Annotated in this window: 13 protein-coding genes; all 13 read right to left on the bottom strand. The window is 67.2% G+C overall.

Annotated features, from left to right (window positions below; genetic code table 11):
* Nucleotides 1-615 (bottom strand): DNA replication/repair protein RecF (gene recF / locus ACLEQD_RS18040; protein ID WP_410385560.1); only part of this gene is annotated, 615 nt, incomplete at its 3' end.
* Nucleotides 616-659: 44 nt separating this feature from the next.
* The gene (locus ACLEQD_RS18035) at nucleotides 660-986 is read right to left on the bottom strand and encodes a hypothetical protein (RefSeq protein WP_410385559.1); all 327 of its coding nucleotides are present in this window, start codon (nucleotides 984-986) and stop codon (nucleotides 660-662) included.
* Between the two features lie 23 nt (nucleotides 987-1,009).
* Nucleotides 1,010-2,563, bottom strand: coding sequence for a hypothetical protein (locus tag ACLEQD_RS18030; protein ID WP_410385558.1), 1,554 nt, complete (start codon nucleotides 2,561-2,563; stop codon nucleotides 1,010-1,012).
* Nucleotides 2,553-3,965: a hypothetical protein gene (locus tag ACLEQD_RS18025; protein ID WP_410385557.1), complete on the bottom strand. Its 1,413-nt coding sequence runs from the start codon at nucleotides 3,963-3,965 to the stop codon at nucleotides 2,553-2,555. The genes ACLEQD_RS18030 and ACLEQD_RS18025 overlap by 11 nt, the downstream gene beginning before the upstream one ends.
* A gap of 124 nt (nucleotides 3,966-4,089) precedes the next feature.
* On the bottom strand, nucleotides 4,090-5,754 hold the full coding sequence (locus tag ACLEQD_RS18020; protein ID WP_410385556.1) for a HesA/MoeB/ThiF family protein: 1,665 nt from the start codon (nucleotides 5,752-5,754) through the stop codon (nucleotides 4,090-4,092).
* A gap of 102 nt (nucleotides 5,755-5,856) precedes the next feature.
* On the bottom strand, nucleotides 5,857-6,813 hold the full coding sequence (locus ACLEQD_RS18015) for an SMODS domain-containing nucleotidyltransferase (protein WP_410385555.1): 957 nt from the start codon (nucleotides 6,811-6,813) through the stop codon (nucleotides 5,857-5,859).
* Nucleotides 6,814-6,839: 26 nt separating this feature from the next.
* A complete protein-coding gene (locus ACLEQD_RS18010; protein ID WP_410385554.1) occupies nucleotides 6,840-8,309 on the bottom strand; it encodes an SAVED domain-containing protein in 1,470 nt (489 codons plus the stop codon).
* Between the two features lie 11 nt (nucleotides 8,310-8,320).
* Nucleotides 8,321-10,123, bottom strand: a complete 1,803-nt coding sequence (locus ACLEQD_RS18005; protein WP_410385553.1) for an SAVED domain-containing protein — start codon at nucleotides 10,121-10,123, stop codon at nucleotides 8,321-8,323.
* A 37-nt stretch (nucleotides 10,124-10,160) separates the two neighbouring features.
* Nucleotides 10,161-11,051, bottom strand: coding sequence for an SMODS domain-containing nucleotidyltransferase (locus tag ACLEQD_RS18000; protein ID WP_410385552.1), 891 nt, complete (start codon nucleotides 11,049-11,051; stop codon nucleotides 10,161-10,163).
* A 104-nt stretch (nucleotides 11,052-11,155) separates the two neighbouring features.
* The gene (locus ACLEQD_RS17995) at nucleotides 11,156-12,025 is read right to left on the bottom strand and encodes a serine/threonine-protein kinase (protein ID WP_410385551.1); all 870 of its coding nucleotides are present in this window, start codon (nucleotides 12,023-12,025) and stop codon (nucleotides 11,156-11,158) included.
* A gap of 19 nt (nucleotides 12,026-12,044) precedes the next feature.
* Complete coding sequence (locus ACLEQD_RS17990; protein WP_410385550.1) at nucleotides 12,045-12,833, bottom strand: sigma-70 family RNA polymerase sigma factor; 789 nt, start codon at nucleotides 12,831-12,833, stop codon at nucleotides 12,045-12,047.
* A gap of 41 nt (nucleotides 12,834-12,874) precedes the next feature.
* A complete protein-coding gene (locus ACLEQD_RS17985) occupies nucleotides 12,875-16,264 on the bottom strand; it encodes a protein kinase domain-containing protein (RefSeq protein ID WP_410385549.1) in 3,390 nt (1,129 codons plus the stop codon).
* Nucleotides 16,261-16,434 (bottom strand): hypothetical protein, encoded by a 174-nt coding sequence (locus ACLEQD_RS17980; protein ID WP_410385548.1) that lies wholly within the window; start codon nucleotides 16,432-16,434, stop codon nucleotides 16,261-16,263. Before ACLEQD_RS17980 ends, ACLEQD_RS17985 begins: the two co-directional genes overlap by 4 nt.
* Nucleotides 16,435-16,687 lie beyond the last annotated feature (253 nt).

The following is a 16,687-nucleotide window of genomic DNA, read 5'->3' as shown; positions in this document are numbered from 1 at the left end:
CTGGGCGCGGGGCGCGAGCTCGGCCATCAGCGCGCGGCGGCGGGCGTAGAGGCGGGCGCCTGAGCGGGCGAGGGTCTCGTCGTACGCGTCGAGGTACGCGGCGTCGACGGTGGCGCCGTCGCGCAGCAGGCGGTTGCGGTTCTTGAGGGCGCGGGCGTACTCGCGGCTCTCCTTGAGGAAGGCGGGGAAGCGGTTGAACACGGCGCGGTCGAGGAACGCGCGGCGCGCGTCGGGGCCGCCCTTGATGACCTCCAGGTCGTCCGGGGTGAAGGCGACGACGGAGACCCCGCCGAAGTAGTCCTCCAGGCTGGAGGCCTTCTTGCCGTCCACGAGGGCCTGGCGGGTGCCGCCGCCGACCTCGACGGAGATTTCACGCTCGGCGCCCTTGAGGAGGAAGCGGCCGGTGACGCGGGCGGCGGAGGCGCCCCAGCGCACGAGCTCCGAGAGGCGGCCCGCGCGCAGGGGCTTGAGGGTGGCGAGGAAGTAGAGCGCCTCCAGGAGGTTGGTCTTCCCCTGCCCGTTCTGGCCCACGGCGATGGTCGCGTGAGGGCTGGGCGCGAGCTGCACCGCCGGGAGGTTGCGGAAGTCCTGGACCTGGAGCGAGAGGAGGCGCACAGCGTCACCGTGAAAGGGGAGTGCTTCGTACTACAGGCGTCCCACTACCCGATGAAGATATCCGCCCCTGGCAGGGCAACGGCGCGCTCAAGAATCATCATTGCCGCGTCCAACCTGGGCCTCACGGCGACTGTGCCCTCGCCTGGCTGCTCCTCCATCCACTGACGAAGCGCGCGCAGCTCCGTGAGCACCGGACCGAGGTCTCCCTTCTGGAGGGGTACGCCGGTCCTGAACAGGGGCACCCACCGCAGCCCAAGAGCCTCACAGCCGGGAACCCAATACCGGAGGAAGACCTCCTCGGTCGCCAGAGGAACCAGCTCCTCGCTCGTCACGCTTTCCGGAAGCTGCTTCATGAGGATGGAGATCGACATTCCGGCTCCTTGGGCGAACCCGCTCACGGACCATACGTCGCGGTGAAGGACCAGCCCGGGTTTTCCTGCGCCAGGCGTGCGAGCTGCTTCGACACGGCTTCTCTCAGCGCAGGACTTCCGTCTTCAATCCTGAAGAGGATGCTTCGATACTTCTTCAGCTCCGAAAGCGGAGGCACCTTGGGAGGCCCTCCAACGGCAGGGCGCGTGGCGCTGGCCTGGGTCATAAGGTTCCTGAGCCGAACCGTCGTCTTTTCGTAGATCTGTTTCGCGGCCCATTGCTCGGCGGTCTGCATGGGCTGTCCCGTTCTGGGATGCAAGACATCCAGGTTCCTGGCCGACTTGTCCTCGATGAACATTCCGGGTTGGATCTCATCGAACTCTCCCAGCGGGTTTCCGCGGGAATCGACAATCTCCACGTTCCGGTAACTTCCCGCCACGTCGGACGCGATACCGGGAGCACCGCCATTCGTGGCGGAGCTGGCGCCCGACAGGACGTAGAGTCCGCCCACGCCTGCTCCGACCGCAGTGGCCATCCGCCCCACGGGCACGGCGACGCGTTCCATCACCAGAGCCCCCTCGCCGGTGAGGGACAGCACGGGGAGCATGGCTTCTACTCCTCCCGTCGCCGTGGTCAGGGCGACAGTAGAGCCCTTGGCGATACCGCCTCCCGCGTAGAGGGTCGTCAACAGCTTCGCGACAGCCCTCACCTGCTCTCCTCGCGTCATGGAGGTGAAGCGCTCCAGGTACTCGGGAGAGGAAGCGACGAGGGCGGCGATGCCCTCTGGCAGATGTTGAAGTGCCAGGAGGCTGTCCGTTGGGGAGGTGAAGAACTTCCCGATGGACATGGCCAGCTCGAAGAACGCGTCCGCGGCGCCGTCCAGCGACCGGCCGAGGATGTCCGCGTCGTCGTACACCTCCACGACGAACCCATTGAACACGGGATGGAGCCGCGCATCCGTCGGTCGGAACACGCCACCGGTGTCGACGTAGAAGCGCCCCAACTCGAAGCCCAACGCAACGAAGGCCCCGTCCTTCCACTCCACCGGCCCCACGCGCTGCTGCGTGCGTCCGTTGATGACCCACGCGAGACAACCGTCGGGCCTCAGCACCGCGAGCCGTTCGAGCCGGGTCATCCGGCGCAGGAGTTCTTCGCGCGACACGCTGTCACCCTCAAGCACCTCGCGCAGCAGCAGGCTCGCACCCATACGAGGCGGGAAGTTGCCCAGGGTCACGGGCTTCTTCAGCAATACCGACAACAATCGCGCGGCCTGCGTCGGCGTCAGCGCGGATGCACGCAGGGGCAGCTCGTCCCAGGGGTCCAGCCCCGCGAGCACCAGCAGGTGCTCGAAGGCATCTGCCTCCGGGGGGCCGGGGATGAAGGCCCGCTCGGCGACCTGGTCCCGTGGGCTCCGAGCGGCCTCCGTATCCAGCGAGCGCTCGAAGTGATGCCGTCGCAGCCGTGAGGTCCCGCTCGGCTCGAGGGCTGCCGCCGAGCCCTGCTTCAGGATGCCGCGGTGCCCGGAAGCACAGCCCGTGAGGAGCAGGACCGTGCTCAACAGCAGCACCTCAGCGCGCATTGTCCACCCCCACGCCCAGAGACGCGTAGGCGCCCGGACGCAGCGCTCCGTCCGCCTCCGGAAACAACAGCGTTCCTCCTTGCCCCAGCGCGTACAGCCTCCCCGCGAAGCGCCAGCGCAGGTCTCCGGACACGAGGTAGCGGGCCCCCTGCCGTCCCAGGCCCATTCCCAGCGCGCTCACGGCGACTTCCAGGTTCCGATCGAAGAGCTGGAGGGCGAGGCGTCCGTCCGTGTCCACGCGTCCCCAGGCGAAGACCTCTACCGCCCAGGAGAAGGTCAGATGCCGCTGCGTCCTCCCCACCAACCGCTCCGCGTCCCAGCCCACATCGGCTTCAGCATAGACAGACGCACCCTCCGGAAAAGACGCCTCCGCCAGGGGCTGCCCGGAGGTGCCCACCGCGCGAAAGCGCGCCAGTTCGTAGTCCGGGCCGAAGGCCCCTTGGCGGAAACCTCCGTGCTGCCGCCGCGCCTCCAGGCGCAGCCGCGCGTTCAACCTGGTTGTCTCCGCGTCCGCCCCCACTCCAGCCACCGCGCCCCAGGCGCCACCCGTTCCGGGATGGCCTCCCCAGCCGGCCAGCAGGTGCAGTTCGAAGCCCGGACGCGTCCACACCACCGCAGTCCCATCCAGGTGGGCCAGCGTGACCTGGGGCGAGGTCCCCTCCTCCTTGCCACCCTCGTGTACGGCGGATACGGCCAGCGTGTACCGTCCGGCTTGGGCTGGCTGGCCGAAGAGGACGTGCTCCAGGTCCACCTCGGCTTCCGCTCCGAAGAGCCGCGCGCCAAGGACGTCCGAGGCGAAGACTTCCCCGTAGAGCGGGCCGAGGGTCCCCGTGAAGAAGCCTCCCGCCGGGTGGTAGTCGGGGTTGATGCGGTTGGAGTAACGCCGCACCAGGTGCCCGGACAGCAGGCTGTAGCTCTCCAGCGCCCCCATCCACAGCGCCCAAGGGGCTTTGTTTGACCCCAGTTTGAGGGCTCGAACCACCTGCCCCCAGTCCGACGGGCTGTCCCAGTCCTCCTGGCGGAAGGCGCCTGCGTTCCGCTTGCCGTCCCACAGGCGCAGCCTCACCGGCGCACCCAGGTTGACGGCGAACTCCGCGCCACCATCCAGCATCAGCGCGGGAGCGACCTGGACGAAACCCTCGCGTGTTCCGCTGCCTCCGCGAGGCAGCAGGGCAAGGGTCGACACCTCGAGCCGGGTCAGGAGGTGCCAGTCCTCCACTGCGCTGGGCGGTTCCAGCTCCAGGGCCTGAAGGTGAGGAGTGCTGCTCGCGGCCTGAGAGGCGTGACGAAAGGTGGAGGCAAGTTCGCGGGCGGTCGCAGTTGGCGGCTGTTCCTGTGCGACCACACCGTCAGGACAGGCCCATGACAGGAGACACAGCGCCACGCCCCACCTTCCGCTCATGGATGATCCCCTCACCTTGCGTGAAGCCTCCGCACGGCCATTCGAGGCAGGGACTATCAGGGCGGGCTGACTTGACGACCTGGAACGGAGGGAAGCGGTACGGAAGGCGAAAACCTGTGCGGTTTCACTTTCGGACCACTTGCAGGGCAGCCAGTTCTTGCTCCTCCTCCAAGGCCAGGGGGAGTTCACCTCCATCCCCACAGACGGGGCATTCGCGGTCTCGCGGAATGAGCTCCACCCTCGCCTGAAGCGGACCGTCGACTGCCCATCCTCCGTGATTGGACCAGATCAGGTGATCGCCGTGGGCCTTCGGGTAGTCGAGCCCGCCTGCGATCCGCTCTCCGAGCGTCTGCAATGTCATCCGCGCGGTGAGCAGCGCGACCTGCTCAACGTCCATCCCAAGCCCGGGGAGTCCTGGTTGCTGATAGGCGGGAACACCCATGTCAGCACGGTCGAAGCGCGGAAACCGACCAGGCTCCGCATGTTGCGCGTTCAGCACACACTGATAGCAGGGCGTTACCCTCGGCAGGACCCTGAATACCCGCCCGTGCTCCGCACGCCCCAAGACGGCGGCGAAGATCCCGGGGCATTCGCCGGTCACGCACAGATGGTTGACCACGCTCTCCGCCTCGGTCGTGGCGGTGGCGCAGGCGACAACGCCCAGCGGATTGTGTGTCACCTCGATGAGGTGCTGCGTCGTATCCCTTCCCCAGCCTACCGGATCCAACGAGAGCGCAGCTTGCACCGGGACCACTTCCGCGGCGGGGTTGATTCGATGAATCGCCCTGCTCACGACCTCCACCTTGGGCAAACAGAGTTCGTCTACGCCTCCCACGTGTCGCGCCACGTTCTCAGGGTCAAGGACCTCCGGGTCGAGGAGCACGAACCTCCCTACGCCGGCCTTGGCAAGTGCGACCGCGACACTGCCGCCAAGACTGCCGACTCCGACGATGGCGACCTGCGCTCGCTGGAGTCCTCCGCCTCCATCCAGGCGCTCCTCAACGCGCCGAAAAATACGTTCTTCAAGGTTCTCCTCGAAGGGCTTTACATAGAGAAGCCTCTCTTCAGGGCGTGTGTCCGAAGAGGTTCGGGGCCTTCTGAGGACGAATCGCAACCCATCGTTCAGCACCAGCAGGAGCAATCCCTGCTCCATGAACAACCGTCGCGCTTGTTCGTTCGGCAGCCGCTGTCGAAGCCAGCTGTCGAGGTCCTGGCGCAACGAAGGGACCTGCTTCACGGCCATGTCGATCCGGCACCACAAGCCGTCCCGCGGATGGTTCAACCCCAGCGCGGCGATCCACGACTCCCCCAAGCCGGCCTCAAGAGGTCCGGTGATGATCGGCGAGCGCGAGGTTCCATCCACGCTCATCACACGCAGCAGTCGCCCGTCCTCCCGAACAAGCGCCATCAACATGCCCCAACTTCCCCCCTGACGCAGCGCCGCCGAGATGCTCAGCGGCACGGAGACCCGGATGGCTTGTGTCGTCAGGGGAATGTCCTCGACTCGGGGAAACGCACCGCGAGCCTCCTGCTCCAGATACGAGACGAGCCGATCGAGCGCCTCTCCCGCTGTGAATTCAGGTCGCCATCCCCGCTGAGGGTCATGCGCGAACAAGCACAAACTCAGGTCCTGGAACGTGTACCCATGGTCGCGATGATCGATGACTTTTGTGCCATCGGATGACACCTCCCAGGTGACGGGCGGTCTCAAGGGGAACTCCGGCGGCCAGGCGAGTCGGTAACGCCTGGGTCCGCCCGCGGTATCGACCATGCCTTCAACGAAAGGCACCGGACGAGCCTCCACCCGCAGGATGTGAGGGTGCCGCTGACGAAGGTCAGCCAACTCCTTCAACCACCGCCGCCGGTCACTGTCAGGGAATGCCACCGGCGTCTACCCGAACCTGGAGCCATGCCCATCCGGAGCGGACGGCAAGGATGCCGAAACACCCGTGACGACCGAGCGCTCCTGCTTTCCCTTCTCCGGGTAGGGATCCCCAAAGAGCCCGTACAAGAGATGATGGGCCCGCTCCGTGTGACCAGTCTGCGCGAGTTCTCTCGCCTCTCTCAGCGTCGAGGCTGCTCGCCCCAACCGTGTCATCGCGGCGGTTTTCGCCGCGTCGGTCATGCCCTGGTTGATGTACGGCCCCAACCCCGCCGGATCCCGCGTGTCGAGGCGCACGCGAGAAGCCAGCCCCTCGAAGATTTCGATGAGGCCATCCAGCCGGTTTTCTGGCTTCGCAACCAGCACGTCCCAGATCATCACCTCGATGTGGAACGACCTCAGTCGCTCCCCTTCCGGCTGTCGCCGGTTCCAGTGCTTCACCGCCTTGGTGAGGGGCTTGAGCTCCTGGCCCGCGGCCTCGTTGGCGTCCACCGACAAGCGTTCGTGGATGCGTGGGTTGGAGCGGATCCAGGTCCTCGCCTGGAGGTCGGGGATCCAGAAGACCTCGCTGTGGCCCTCGTCGAGGAACGCGGGGACGACGTCGTAGGCGATCCCCGTGTTGGAGAATTCGATGTTCACCGAGCGGTTCTGTGGGTCGGCGGTCTTGCCCCGGTATTGGTCTTCAAGCGCTCGTCGCACCGTCTCCAGTGCGTCCATCGGCTTGCTGGCCGGGTTGAGTAAGGGCGTGCGCTGCAACACGCAGAACAGGTCAATGTCCTTGAGCGGGCGGATGGCCGTGCTCCGCGCATAGGAACCCGTCAGGAATGGGTAGAGGTCAGGCTCAATCTCGAGTCGGCTGGCAAGTCCATCTCGCAAGAACTTGTGCTGGTCGCTGGCCTCCTTCCTCTCGGCAGTAGTGAGTTCGAGCGCGGAAATGAAGTCATGAACTGCTTGTCGAACCTGCATGGTGTTCTCCTAATGAATTACGAACATCACCCTGTCTCCAGGGTCAGGAAGGGGACGTAGCCGCCCGCAGCGGTGCGCTCGTAGACCACCACCAGCCCCATCGCGTTGAGGCGCTGTCCCAGGAAGAGGCAGCAGCCCGCCGGAGCGTAGGGGATGAGGTGCGTGGTGGCGGTGCGCCACCGCACACGGGCCTGGCGGATGCGTTCGCGCGCGAGCACCGCGAAGGCGACTGCGTCCCCGTCCGAACCCACCGCGCCGTCGTGGGGCCCACCTTCAGGCTCCAGCACGAGAACCGCACGGAACCGCCGCGGATGACCGGCCAGGAACCGCTCGACGTCCGGACCCGCGTCGCCCGTGAGCTGGAACACCACCAGCAGGTCCCTCGCATCCGGAGCGCTCTCGCGCTCGGTGCCATGGAGCTGTCGCCGTGTCGGCTTCGCATCCGAGCGCCACAGCACCGTCTCGCCCCGCGTCGCCTGCTCCACCCGGAAGCGGTCACCCGCCACCTCTGGAAAACAGGCGCCCACGGCCAGCGAGACCGACAGGGGGACCTTCCCCCTGAAGTCGATCAACGCCTCCGTCGGCCGTGACGCCAATCGCCGCTGCGCGTCGCGCAGTTCTGGGAGCAACTGCTCGCGCCAGACCGACTCCGTTGGCACCGCGCGGGTGTCCCGGTCGAAATGCAACGTCCAATCCAGCTCCACCGCCGGTTGCCCGCGCCACTGGCGCCGGGCCCATCCGTGGATCCACAGCCCCACGCCCGGCGTGTCGGTCTCCGGCTCCAGGAGCCCCCGGTCCCGGATGAACGTCTGGAGCTTCGCCCGGTCCAGCCGCTTGGCCTCGCCACCAACCTCGATCCACTCCCGGATGCCATCCAGCGCGATGGCCCGGGGCTCCGGCCCCTGCCGTAACCCACGCATGCACATGCGCTCGTCCACGCGCTCTTCCAGTTCCGCGATGCTCGCGAAGCCCAGGCGCAGCCGCAGATCCGCGCAGAAGGCGCGCAGGACGTCCCACTCCACTCCCAGGTGCTCCAGCCATCGCGACCGGGCCGCCTTCAATCCCCCGGTCGGAGCTTCCGCGAAGAAGTCCTCGAGGAGGCGACAGTCCCGCCCCTGGAGATATCGACCCAGCTCCGGGTCCGCGGGCCAGTTGCTCACCAGCCACACCTCCACGGGCCCCTGACCGCGCAACACCCTCCAGGCCGCGAAGAGCTTCTGGAGCAGCGACCGTCCCCGGCCAACCCCCTCCATCAGGCCCTCCAACGTGTAGAGGGCCCGATGGTCCACGTGCCACTTCACCTGGATGTACTGGCGGGTCACAGCCGCGCCGGGACGCGGATGCAGCGTGACGTCATCCGCCGCGCCCGCTTCCGGGTGCTCGACGAAAGCTGTCTCGAAGGGGCTGTTCCCATCAAGCAACGGCAGCAGCACGTACCAACTGTAGAGGTGCTGGTAGCGGTCGCCTTCCATCCGGGATGCGCTCTGTTCGCCCATGAGGCAGGTCCCTACGAGCCAGATGCAACGAGGGCGCGGTGGCGGCTGAACAACTCCTCGAAGATGAGCCGCACGGCATCGCGTGCTTCATCCAGCGGCATCGACTCCCAGTCGCGAATCACCTTGAACAGGCGTTCCACCCATGCGCGGTGGTTCTCCTCACGCACCAGTCGTCGCTGGAAGTAGACAGCCACCACTACCGGCGTGGCCTTCTCGAAATGGTCCAGCCGAATGCGCTGCTGCGCGTACTCCTCATCGGGATCCGGGAAGGTCGAAAGGCCCACGATCTCCATTGTCACCAAACCCAGCCCAGGCGCGTCCTTCGCCCTGCGGGCGAGTGCCGAGAGTCGACATGCATGGAAAAACCAGATGAGATAGCGCCGCAGTCTGCGCTCGGATAATTCCAGGACGGGGCGGACCGGCTCGAAGACGCGCAAGCTCTCCACCACGTTCCAGACAATCTGTTCCACCGTCCGGGTTTCCCCCTGCTCCCGGACGTCGCCGCCGCGCCTGGCCCGTCGCCATGCCAGCGCCACCTCGATAGCCATCGCGTCCGCGTCGAAGTCCGCAACCTCCAGGACGAAGCCCGTGCGCCCGCTCCCGCTGTAGTTGTAGGAGGTCAGCCCGCCCTGCCCGACGTGGAAGGCCTCGTGGACCAGCAGCAGGCGCACGCACTCATTCCAGTCCTCGTCGGATGCCAGCGACTGACGCAGGGCGCCCAGCCCGAGCAACAGGTCGGCATGGAAGTTCCAGGAGCCATTCACGTGCCGATAGAGCGGACCACTGGAGAGCTCGGGAGCACCACCGATGTGACTCTCGAGGAAATCCGCCCCATGGATGCGGTCCACCAGCGCTGCCTGTTCAGGTTCCCGCAGCCACGTCGCCAGCCTCTGGTGAACATCCCGAACCTTCTCCAGAACGCGGGTGGCTTCATTCATCCGCTCCGGCGTCAGAAGCGCTGCCGGTCGCTCCTCCTTGCGACGCGGGCGCAGGAGATGAACAGGGACATACGTGCTCGTTCCCTGGTCGAAGTGATGCAATCGCAGGGGATGCTGCGTCTCCGGGTTGATGGCGGTGCCCAGCGCGGCGGCAAGCGAGCCAGGACCGTCCATCGCCAGCAGCACTGACTCGCACCCCTCCAAATGTTCGTGGAGCGTGTCCAGCACCTGCCGGAATTGCAGCGCTGCTCTCGCGGCTTGTGCCGGCCCTTCGAACGCGGTCGGGGCCACACCGCGCACGGGGCGCAAGACGACCGTGGCCAGCAATGCCGAGGGATGCCGCTCCTTGAACTGCGCGACGGCCTTTCCACGGATGGAGCGCGTCACCTCGATGATGAGCGCGACGTGACCCCGCCCCCCCTGGGGTCCTGTCGGCAACCCCTCCACTTCGAAATAGGGCTCCTCCGAGGGCGCCTGGTCGCGCTGGTAGCCCAACCACCAGTCCCCATTCGGGTTCTGCTGGTAGACACACAGCGGCCGGCGGTCCAGCCGTGAAGCCAGGTGCATCCCCAGCATCAACGGCGCCAGGGGGAACAGGTGGACGGCCAGGTGATTCACACCAAGTTCCGCCTCCTGGCGCATCAGCGCCTCGGCGAAGCGGTCGTTCTCCGCGAAGGCGCCTGCCCAGTCCTGGGGACGCTGTTTGCGTACGTTCCGCTCGGCGTCCAGTTCGTGGACCGCCACGCTCTCAACGTACTGATGGGCCTCCATCCCCGCTTGCTCGATGGCGGCTCGCGCCGCTGGATCGCTGACCGCGCGGTCGTGCTCGTAACGCAGCAGGAGGGCATTCGTCTTCTTGTTGATGGGGATGTTCATGGGCAACCAGGAGCGTGAGGACGGGCGACGCGGAGGCTCAGTCGTCGTTCCGGTAATCGTTGCCGAAGAGCTTCCGCAGCCGACTGTGAGCCTGGGCGGGATCGGACTTCTCCTCCCGCAGCACGTGCCCCAGCTGCGTCGCCGCGCTGGACAGCAACTGCTGAGCGGCGATGCGCTGGGTCGCGCTCATGTTGGCATCCACGTCCTCCCCCAGGTGCGCGGGATCCGGGCAGGCCCGCTGTACGCTCGCGGCCAGGTGCTCGAAGAGGGCCTTGAGCGTCTCCAGCTTGCCTCCGTTGGCGGGAGGCGCACGGAAGGCGCCGTAGCTCATCGCTTCCAGGTGAAAGGAGCGCAGCGGGCTGGACTGCTGCTGCCGGTTCCAGTGCTTCACCGCCTTGATGAGGGGGTTGAGCATGTGCCCAGCGACCCGGTCCGCTTCCTTGCACCGCTCCGCATGCAGGCGCGGGTTTGTCCGGATCCAGCGGTTCGTTCCCCGCTCGGGAATGAGGAAGGCATCCCGCCCCGAAAGCTTGAAGGCGGGCACGACGTCGAAGTCGAGCCCTGTGCCGGAGAACCCGATGTTGATCGAGCGCCGCTGGATGCGCGGCGGCTCCTTGTTCTCCCACGCTTCACGAAGCACACCATGGACCTGCAGGAGCAGTTCGTGCTGGGACTCATCCACCGGTGTCCCGCCTCCATGAGGGGAGAGGGTGATTTCCCGCAGCACCACGAAGATGTCGATGTCGTGCAGCGGCCGGATGGCGGTGTTGCGGCCGTAGGAGCCGGACAGGAAGGTGGTCTGGGCTCCCAGCCCCTCCTGCAATATCTGCCTCAATCGGGTCTGCTGCCCGCTACAGGTGTCCTTCTGGCCGCGGGTCAGTTCAAGGGACTGGATGAACTGCTCGACGGCGTGACGCACGCTCCCCATGCACCCCTCCTGGCTTTTCCGCCTTCAGGAAAGAGGATGCGAAAAGCCCCCGAAACCCATCGCTGCGCGGTGCATTTTCTTTCGTTCCCTGTCCTTTCGCGCAGTTAGCCAACCTCGCCCGGAGATGCGCCCGAGGCCGTCAGGAGCGCCTGGAGCTCCATCAACGAGGGACGGGTCGAAGCCACCTTGCCCAGCATCCGCGCCAGGAACGCCCGGTGCGCAGCAGGAGCAAGGCCCTCCAGCAGCGCCAGGGGCGGCGGCTGCAGGATGTGCCGGGCCATCAACGCCTGCTCCTCGTCCCCTTGAAAGGGAAGCCGTCCCGCGAGCAGCTGGAACCAGAGGATGCCCAGGGCATAGACGTCCACCTCGACCCCGACCTGTTTGGAGCGCGTCCACTGCTCCGGGGCCATGTAATCCCAGGTCCCCAGCACAGCGCTTCCCGCCGTCGAGACATGCCGGGCCATGGGGCGAGCCGTCCCCCCATGCTTCGCCAGGCCCAGGTCCGCCAGCTTCACTTCCGGTGCGGCCTTCCCCTCTCGAGCAATCAGGATGTTCGCGGGCTTCAGGTCGCGGTGGATCAGCCCCCGTGCGTGCAACATGGCCAGGACCGACGCCAGCTGGCCGACGATTCGCGCACTCTCGTCCGCGGAGAGGCGACCGCCCACCAAGGGGAGCCATTGGTGCAGGTCCAGGGGCAACCACTCCAGGATGAGGAAGGGCTGGTGGCTTTCAGGGAGGACTCCCGAGGCCAGCGCCTGCACCAGATGCGGGTGCCTCAACTCCATCAGGGCTCGGGCTTCGTTGATGAAGCGTGCGACGACCTCGGGATGGCCGCACCCTTCGGGACTCAGCACTTTCACGGCCACTGCTTCGTCTTGGGCCACGTGCCGGGCCGCGTACACTTCGCTCGTGGCGCCCATGGCCACCCTTCCCTCCAAGACGTAGGCATCCACCCGGGTTCCCGACGGCAGCATGGCGGCGCATTCCTCCTGCTCAGGTGGGCTCCCCGGGCCAAAGAGCCTTCAGCTGCTCCATCCCGTGGAGCAACCCCCGCAGTTCCTCCGCGCAATCCGGATGCTCCTGGATGACCTCCTCCAGGGTGACGCGCTCCCCGGTTTCACATCGGCGCAAGTAGCCGGTCAGGACCACGTCCGCCATGTTGCGGATCCTTTGGGCTTCCGGCGTGGCGGCTTCCGCTTCCACCCCCACCATGAGATCGCGAAGCGTCCGGGTTGCACGCTGGACCAATGAATCCACGGAGGCTTCGCTTCGGTGCATCCGCTCCGCGACCTCCGCCACTGACAGCTCCTTCAGGCGTCGCAAGATCAGCGCCTCCTGCTGGTCCGCAGGCAGGCCCTGGAAGTGCACCAGCAACCGGCGCCATTCCTCCCGGTGGGCGGTGACCTGACTCGGGCTCCTCCTGGCCGAGGCCACCTCCTGCGCCTCGCCCAGGGAGTCCAGGGGGACGTTGCCCGACGAGTTCCGCGCTGCTCCGTTGGCACGACGACGGCTCATCTTCGCCTTGGAGGTCACGACCTTCCGAAGCCACGATGTCCATTCCGCCTGGCTCGCCCCCTTGAAGGACAGGAAGTGCCGGAAAGCCGCCAGTGAAGCGTCCTGGGCCACATCGGAGGGACGCGCCCCACCGGGAGCGTCCGGCTTGATGGCCCCTCGCGCCCATTTTCGCAGGACCACCTGGTAGCGGCGCAGCAACTCTTCCAAGGCCTCGCGCTGGCCATCACGTGCCCGATGGATGAGTTCGGTGGTGGGCAGCGTCGACAACGGCTCCTGCGGTTCCGGACTCATTCGTTTCCTTGCATCGCTCAGGAGCAGCCTGCGGCCTGGAACCTCATGTCCTCGGGGTCCTTCTCCTGGAACTCCTTCGCCAGACCGCAGCGCTCCTGCCGGAGCTTGTGCTCCAGAGGTGACTGGGCCTGCATTCGCGCCCAGGTTTCATACCCTGACAGGGCCTGAAGAAGGACCAGGGCGAAGCGCTTGCTAGGCATCTCTCCCTGTCGAAGTTGCTGACCCAACGTCAGGGCCTCTTCGTAATGCTCCCGCGCGTGTTCTGCGTGTCCCTCCTCGGCATCGAGTGCGGCGAGTCCCACCAGGCTCCGGGTCAGCACCCACTGGAAGTACTGCCTTCCCCTATCAGCGCGGACGCAGTCACGTGCCAGGCGCAGTGCCCGCTCCAGGTCCACCCGTGACCGGGCGAAGTCACCTTCCATCCGGAGGGCCGCCCCCCGGACGGCCAGCGTCTCGGCGAGGAGGGCGCTGTTGTAGAACCCGGGGTTCCGCGCGTGAAGCTCGATGGCTTCCCCGTACCGTTCGACGGCGTCCGCCAGCCGCAGGTTCGCGAGGTCCAGGTCCCCCACCTCCGCCAGGCTCACCGCCAGACTGCGCCGGGAGTCCTCCGGGTCCTTCCCGTTGTCGGAGCGCTTCAGCAGCTCAAGCGACTCCTCCAAGAGGCCTCGCGCCTCCGCCCAGCGACCCCGTGCCCAGGCCACCTTGGCCCGCTTCGAGTCGTTGAGCCCTTGTTGCTTCCGCAGGTCGTTGTCGTCCGGGTGGAGGGCCTGCCCGGCGCGCAACTCCTCCAGGGCCTTGTCCAGTGCGTCCTCCGCATCCGACAGGCGGGCATCGATGTACGCCATGTCCCCCAGCCGATGGAAGAGCTTGATCCGCGTGAGGCGGACAGCCGCCTGTTCACGTTCGGAGTCGGGCAGCGTGGAGAGCAATTCTTCGTAGCGATGCAGCATCTTCTCGCGGGGCTCCAGGGTGAAGGGCAGCCAGCTGAGCCTCCAGTCCACCTGATCCACGAAGTCATCCGTGGAGGTGATGAGACCCCGCAGACTCGCCTCCGCTCGCCTCCGCTGCTGCTCCGAACGCACCGCGGAAAAGAGGATGAGGAGGAGGGCCAGCGTCGCGAAGGCGCGCCACATCCACCGCGTCCGCGCATGTCGCTGCTCCAGTCTGCGTGCGGCCTTCAGGAAGCGCACAGCGCGTGGACTCAAGCGCCTCGACTGGGGACTTCCTTCCGCCAACGCGTCCGTGCCCCCCTGGTAGTGCAGGCGCAACGCGCCCGTGGGCAGCCCGTCTTCCGGATGCCGGGCCTGCTCCCAGACACTCGCGGCGGTTTCCAGCTCCGCTTGCCGCTCCAACAGCGTCCGCTCGCGGTCCAACCAGCCCACGAGCGAGGGGACCTGGTGCAACAACGTCTCATGCGCCAGGTCCACCCGCTGCCGCGACGGTTCTGGATCGCCCGAGAGCATGATGAGACGGGGCCCGGGCTCCATGCCCGGGACGGTCCCCGACAGCCGCGAGAAGACTTCTTCCGCCAGCCTGTCTCCTCCCGCCGCGTCGAGCACCTCCTGCCGCGACCGAGGGCGCCGTGTGTCGGGTACGCCCCGGCCCACCTGCACCAGGTCGAGGAGGAGCCACTTCGCGCGCTCCCGCCCCTCCGAGCCCAATGCGTCCAGCAAGCCCTCCGCCTGCCGGGACAGCGCTCCGCCCACGCCGCCCATGCGGTCGTAATGCGCGAGCGTCAGGGGACCTTCCGCGTGCAGCCCCCACAGCCCTCTCAGCGCATGACTCAGCAGCGGCAGGCGTCCGCCTTCGTCACGGGCGTCCTCCACCATCCGCGAGGCCAGCGGCCCTTCCAGTTGGAGCCCCGCGTGCCGTGACAGGCCGTGGACGACCTGCGCGAGGCCAGGCTCCCCCATGGGTGGCAGTGGGTAGCGCACAGCTTCGGGAAGGCTCCGGGCCAGCGCGGGCAGCTGCTGTTCCAACCGGTGGAGGAAATCCCCGCGAACCGCCGTGAGCAGGCGCAGTGGCACGTCGTGCCCCAGCAGAGCTTCGGACAGCAATCCATCGAAGGCCTGCCGGTCCGCCGCGTCGAGCGTGAGCAACTCCTCCAGGGGCTCAAGCACCAGTAGCAAGAGGAAGCCGGGTGGCGCCCTAGCCGATACGAGGTCCCGCAGCGCGGCAGGTCCCTCTCCCAGACCGCGAAGCAGGACGTCCTTTGACGCACCTGCCGCCACGGAGGCAAGGGCCGTCGCGAGAGCCTGGGCCAGTCCCTCCCACAGCGCCGCCGACGGGCGCACCGTGGCGATGAGCCATCGAGCACCCTCCCGGCTCTCCAACATCCTCAGCCTGGGCAGGAGCCCCGCGTGGAGCAACGAGGACTTTCCTCCTCCACTGGGACCTTCCACCTGAATCCAGCGTCGAGCCCCTACGCGGGCTTCCTCCAGGAGCCCCAGCAGTGCCGCCACTTCCGCGTCACGGCCATAGAAGAGCGTGGCGTGGGACTCGGTGAAAGGTGCAAGCCCTGGGATGGGGCACACGTCGAGCTCAGGCGTCCAGGGCTGCTCCAGGACTTGCAGGCATCGCACCATGGAGGGCCGCGCGTCCGCCTCCTTGGCAAGAAGGGTCTCCACGAACGCGGACAGCGCCCCGGGAACGCCTGGAGCGCATTGCCGCAAGGCAGGAGGTTCTAGCTGCGCATGCGCGGTCAGCAACTCAATGGGCTCGGCCGATTCGAAGGGAGTGCGGCCCGCGAGCAATTCGAAGAGCACCACCCCCAGTGAGTAGACGTCGGCGCGCGGCCCGACGGTCGCGGCGCTGCGAAATTGTTCGGGCGCCATGTACGCATAGGTGCCGATAAGGGTCGACTCGTGCGTATGGACATGGGTCGGGTCCAAGGACCCAGCTTCACGGGGCGGCAGCTTGGCGATGCCGAAGTCCAGCAGCTTCATCCTCTGGCCCACGGCCTTCGTGTCATCCGGACAGAGGAGGATGTTCTCGGGCTTCAGGTCGCGGTGGACGATGCCGCGTGCGTGAACGTCCACCATGATGCTCGCGAGCTGACGGCACAGTGCCAAGGCCCCACGGAAGTCGCCCCTGGCCTCTTTCATCCACTCGCGCAGGGACTGCCCTTGGAGAAGCTCCATGGCGAGGAACGCGGTGGTGCCAGTCCGTCCGCTGTCGAGGACACGCACCACTCCAGGGTGGTCGAGCCGCGACAGGGCATGCGCTTCCTGCAGGAAGCGCGCGACAAGCTGGGGATCCTCCGCGGACGCAGGGGACAGCAGCTTGAGGGCCACCTCCTGTCCGGATTCCGCATGGAGGGCCGCGAAGACCCGCCCCATGCCTCCACTTCCCAGCAGACGGCCCAGCCGGTAGGGGCCCACCTGGGTGGGCGTTTCGGGTGCAGTCACAGCGTCGCCATCGCCCCCGTCCAGTGCTGCGCGGCCCAACCCAGAGCGCCCAATCCCACCACCAGCGCGCGGTACTCCACCAGCACGCACAGGTCGCCCATCTCTGACGCGGACGTGAGCAGGGCGCGGTACGCCGCGTCAGCGGACGGCGGAGGAACAAGCTGGGTCATGGGCGGGGTGACAACGGGAAGGGAGACGGCCCACCCAACCTAACAGAAGCCTTCCACCCACCCCAAACCGGCGTCTGTCTTCAGCCGCCCTGCCGCAGCGCCGCGTGACGCGCCGCCTGCACCAGCGCGACCAGGTCCCCGTTGCGCGCCACGTCTGCGCTCGCGGCCTCGCGTGCTCCGGTGGAGACAGCCGCGCGGGCGTGCGCGCCTGGCCTCTCAGCATCACGAGAGCGCACGCGCCGCAGGCTCGCCT

Source organism: Corallococcus sp. 4LFB (assembly GCF_046520365.1).
Taxonomy (GTDB): Bacteria; Myxococcota; Myxococcia; order Myxococcales; family Myxococcaceae; genus Corallococcus; species Corallococcus caeni.
Note: the sequence above shows the minus strand (reverse complement) of the source record. Positions and strands in the feature narration are given on the sequence as shown.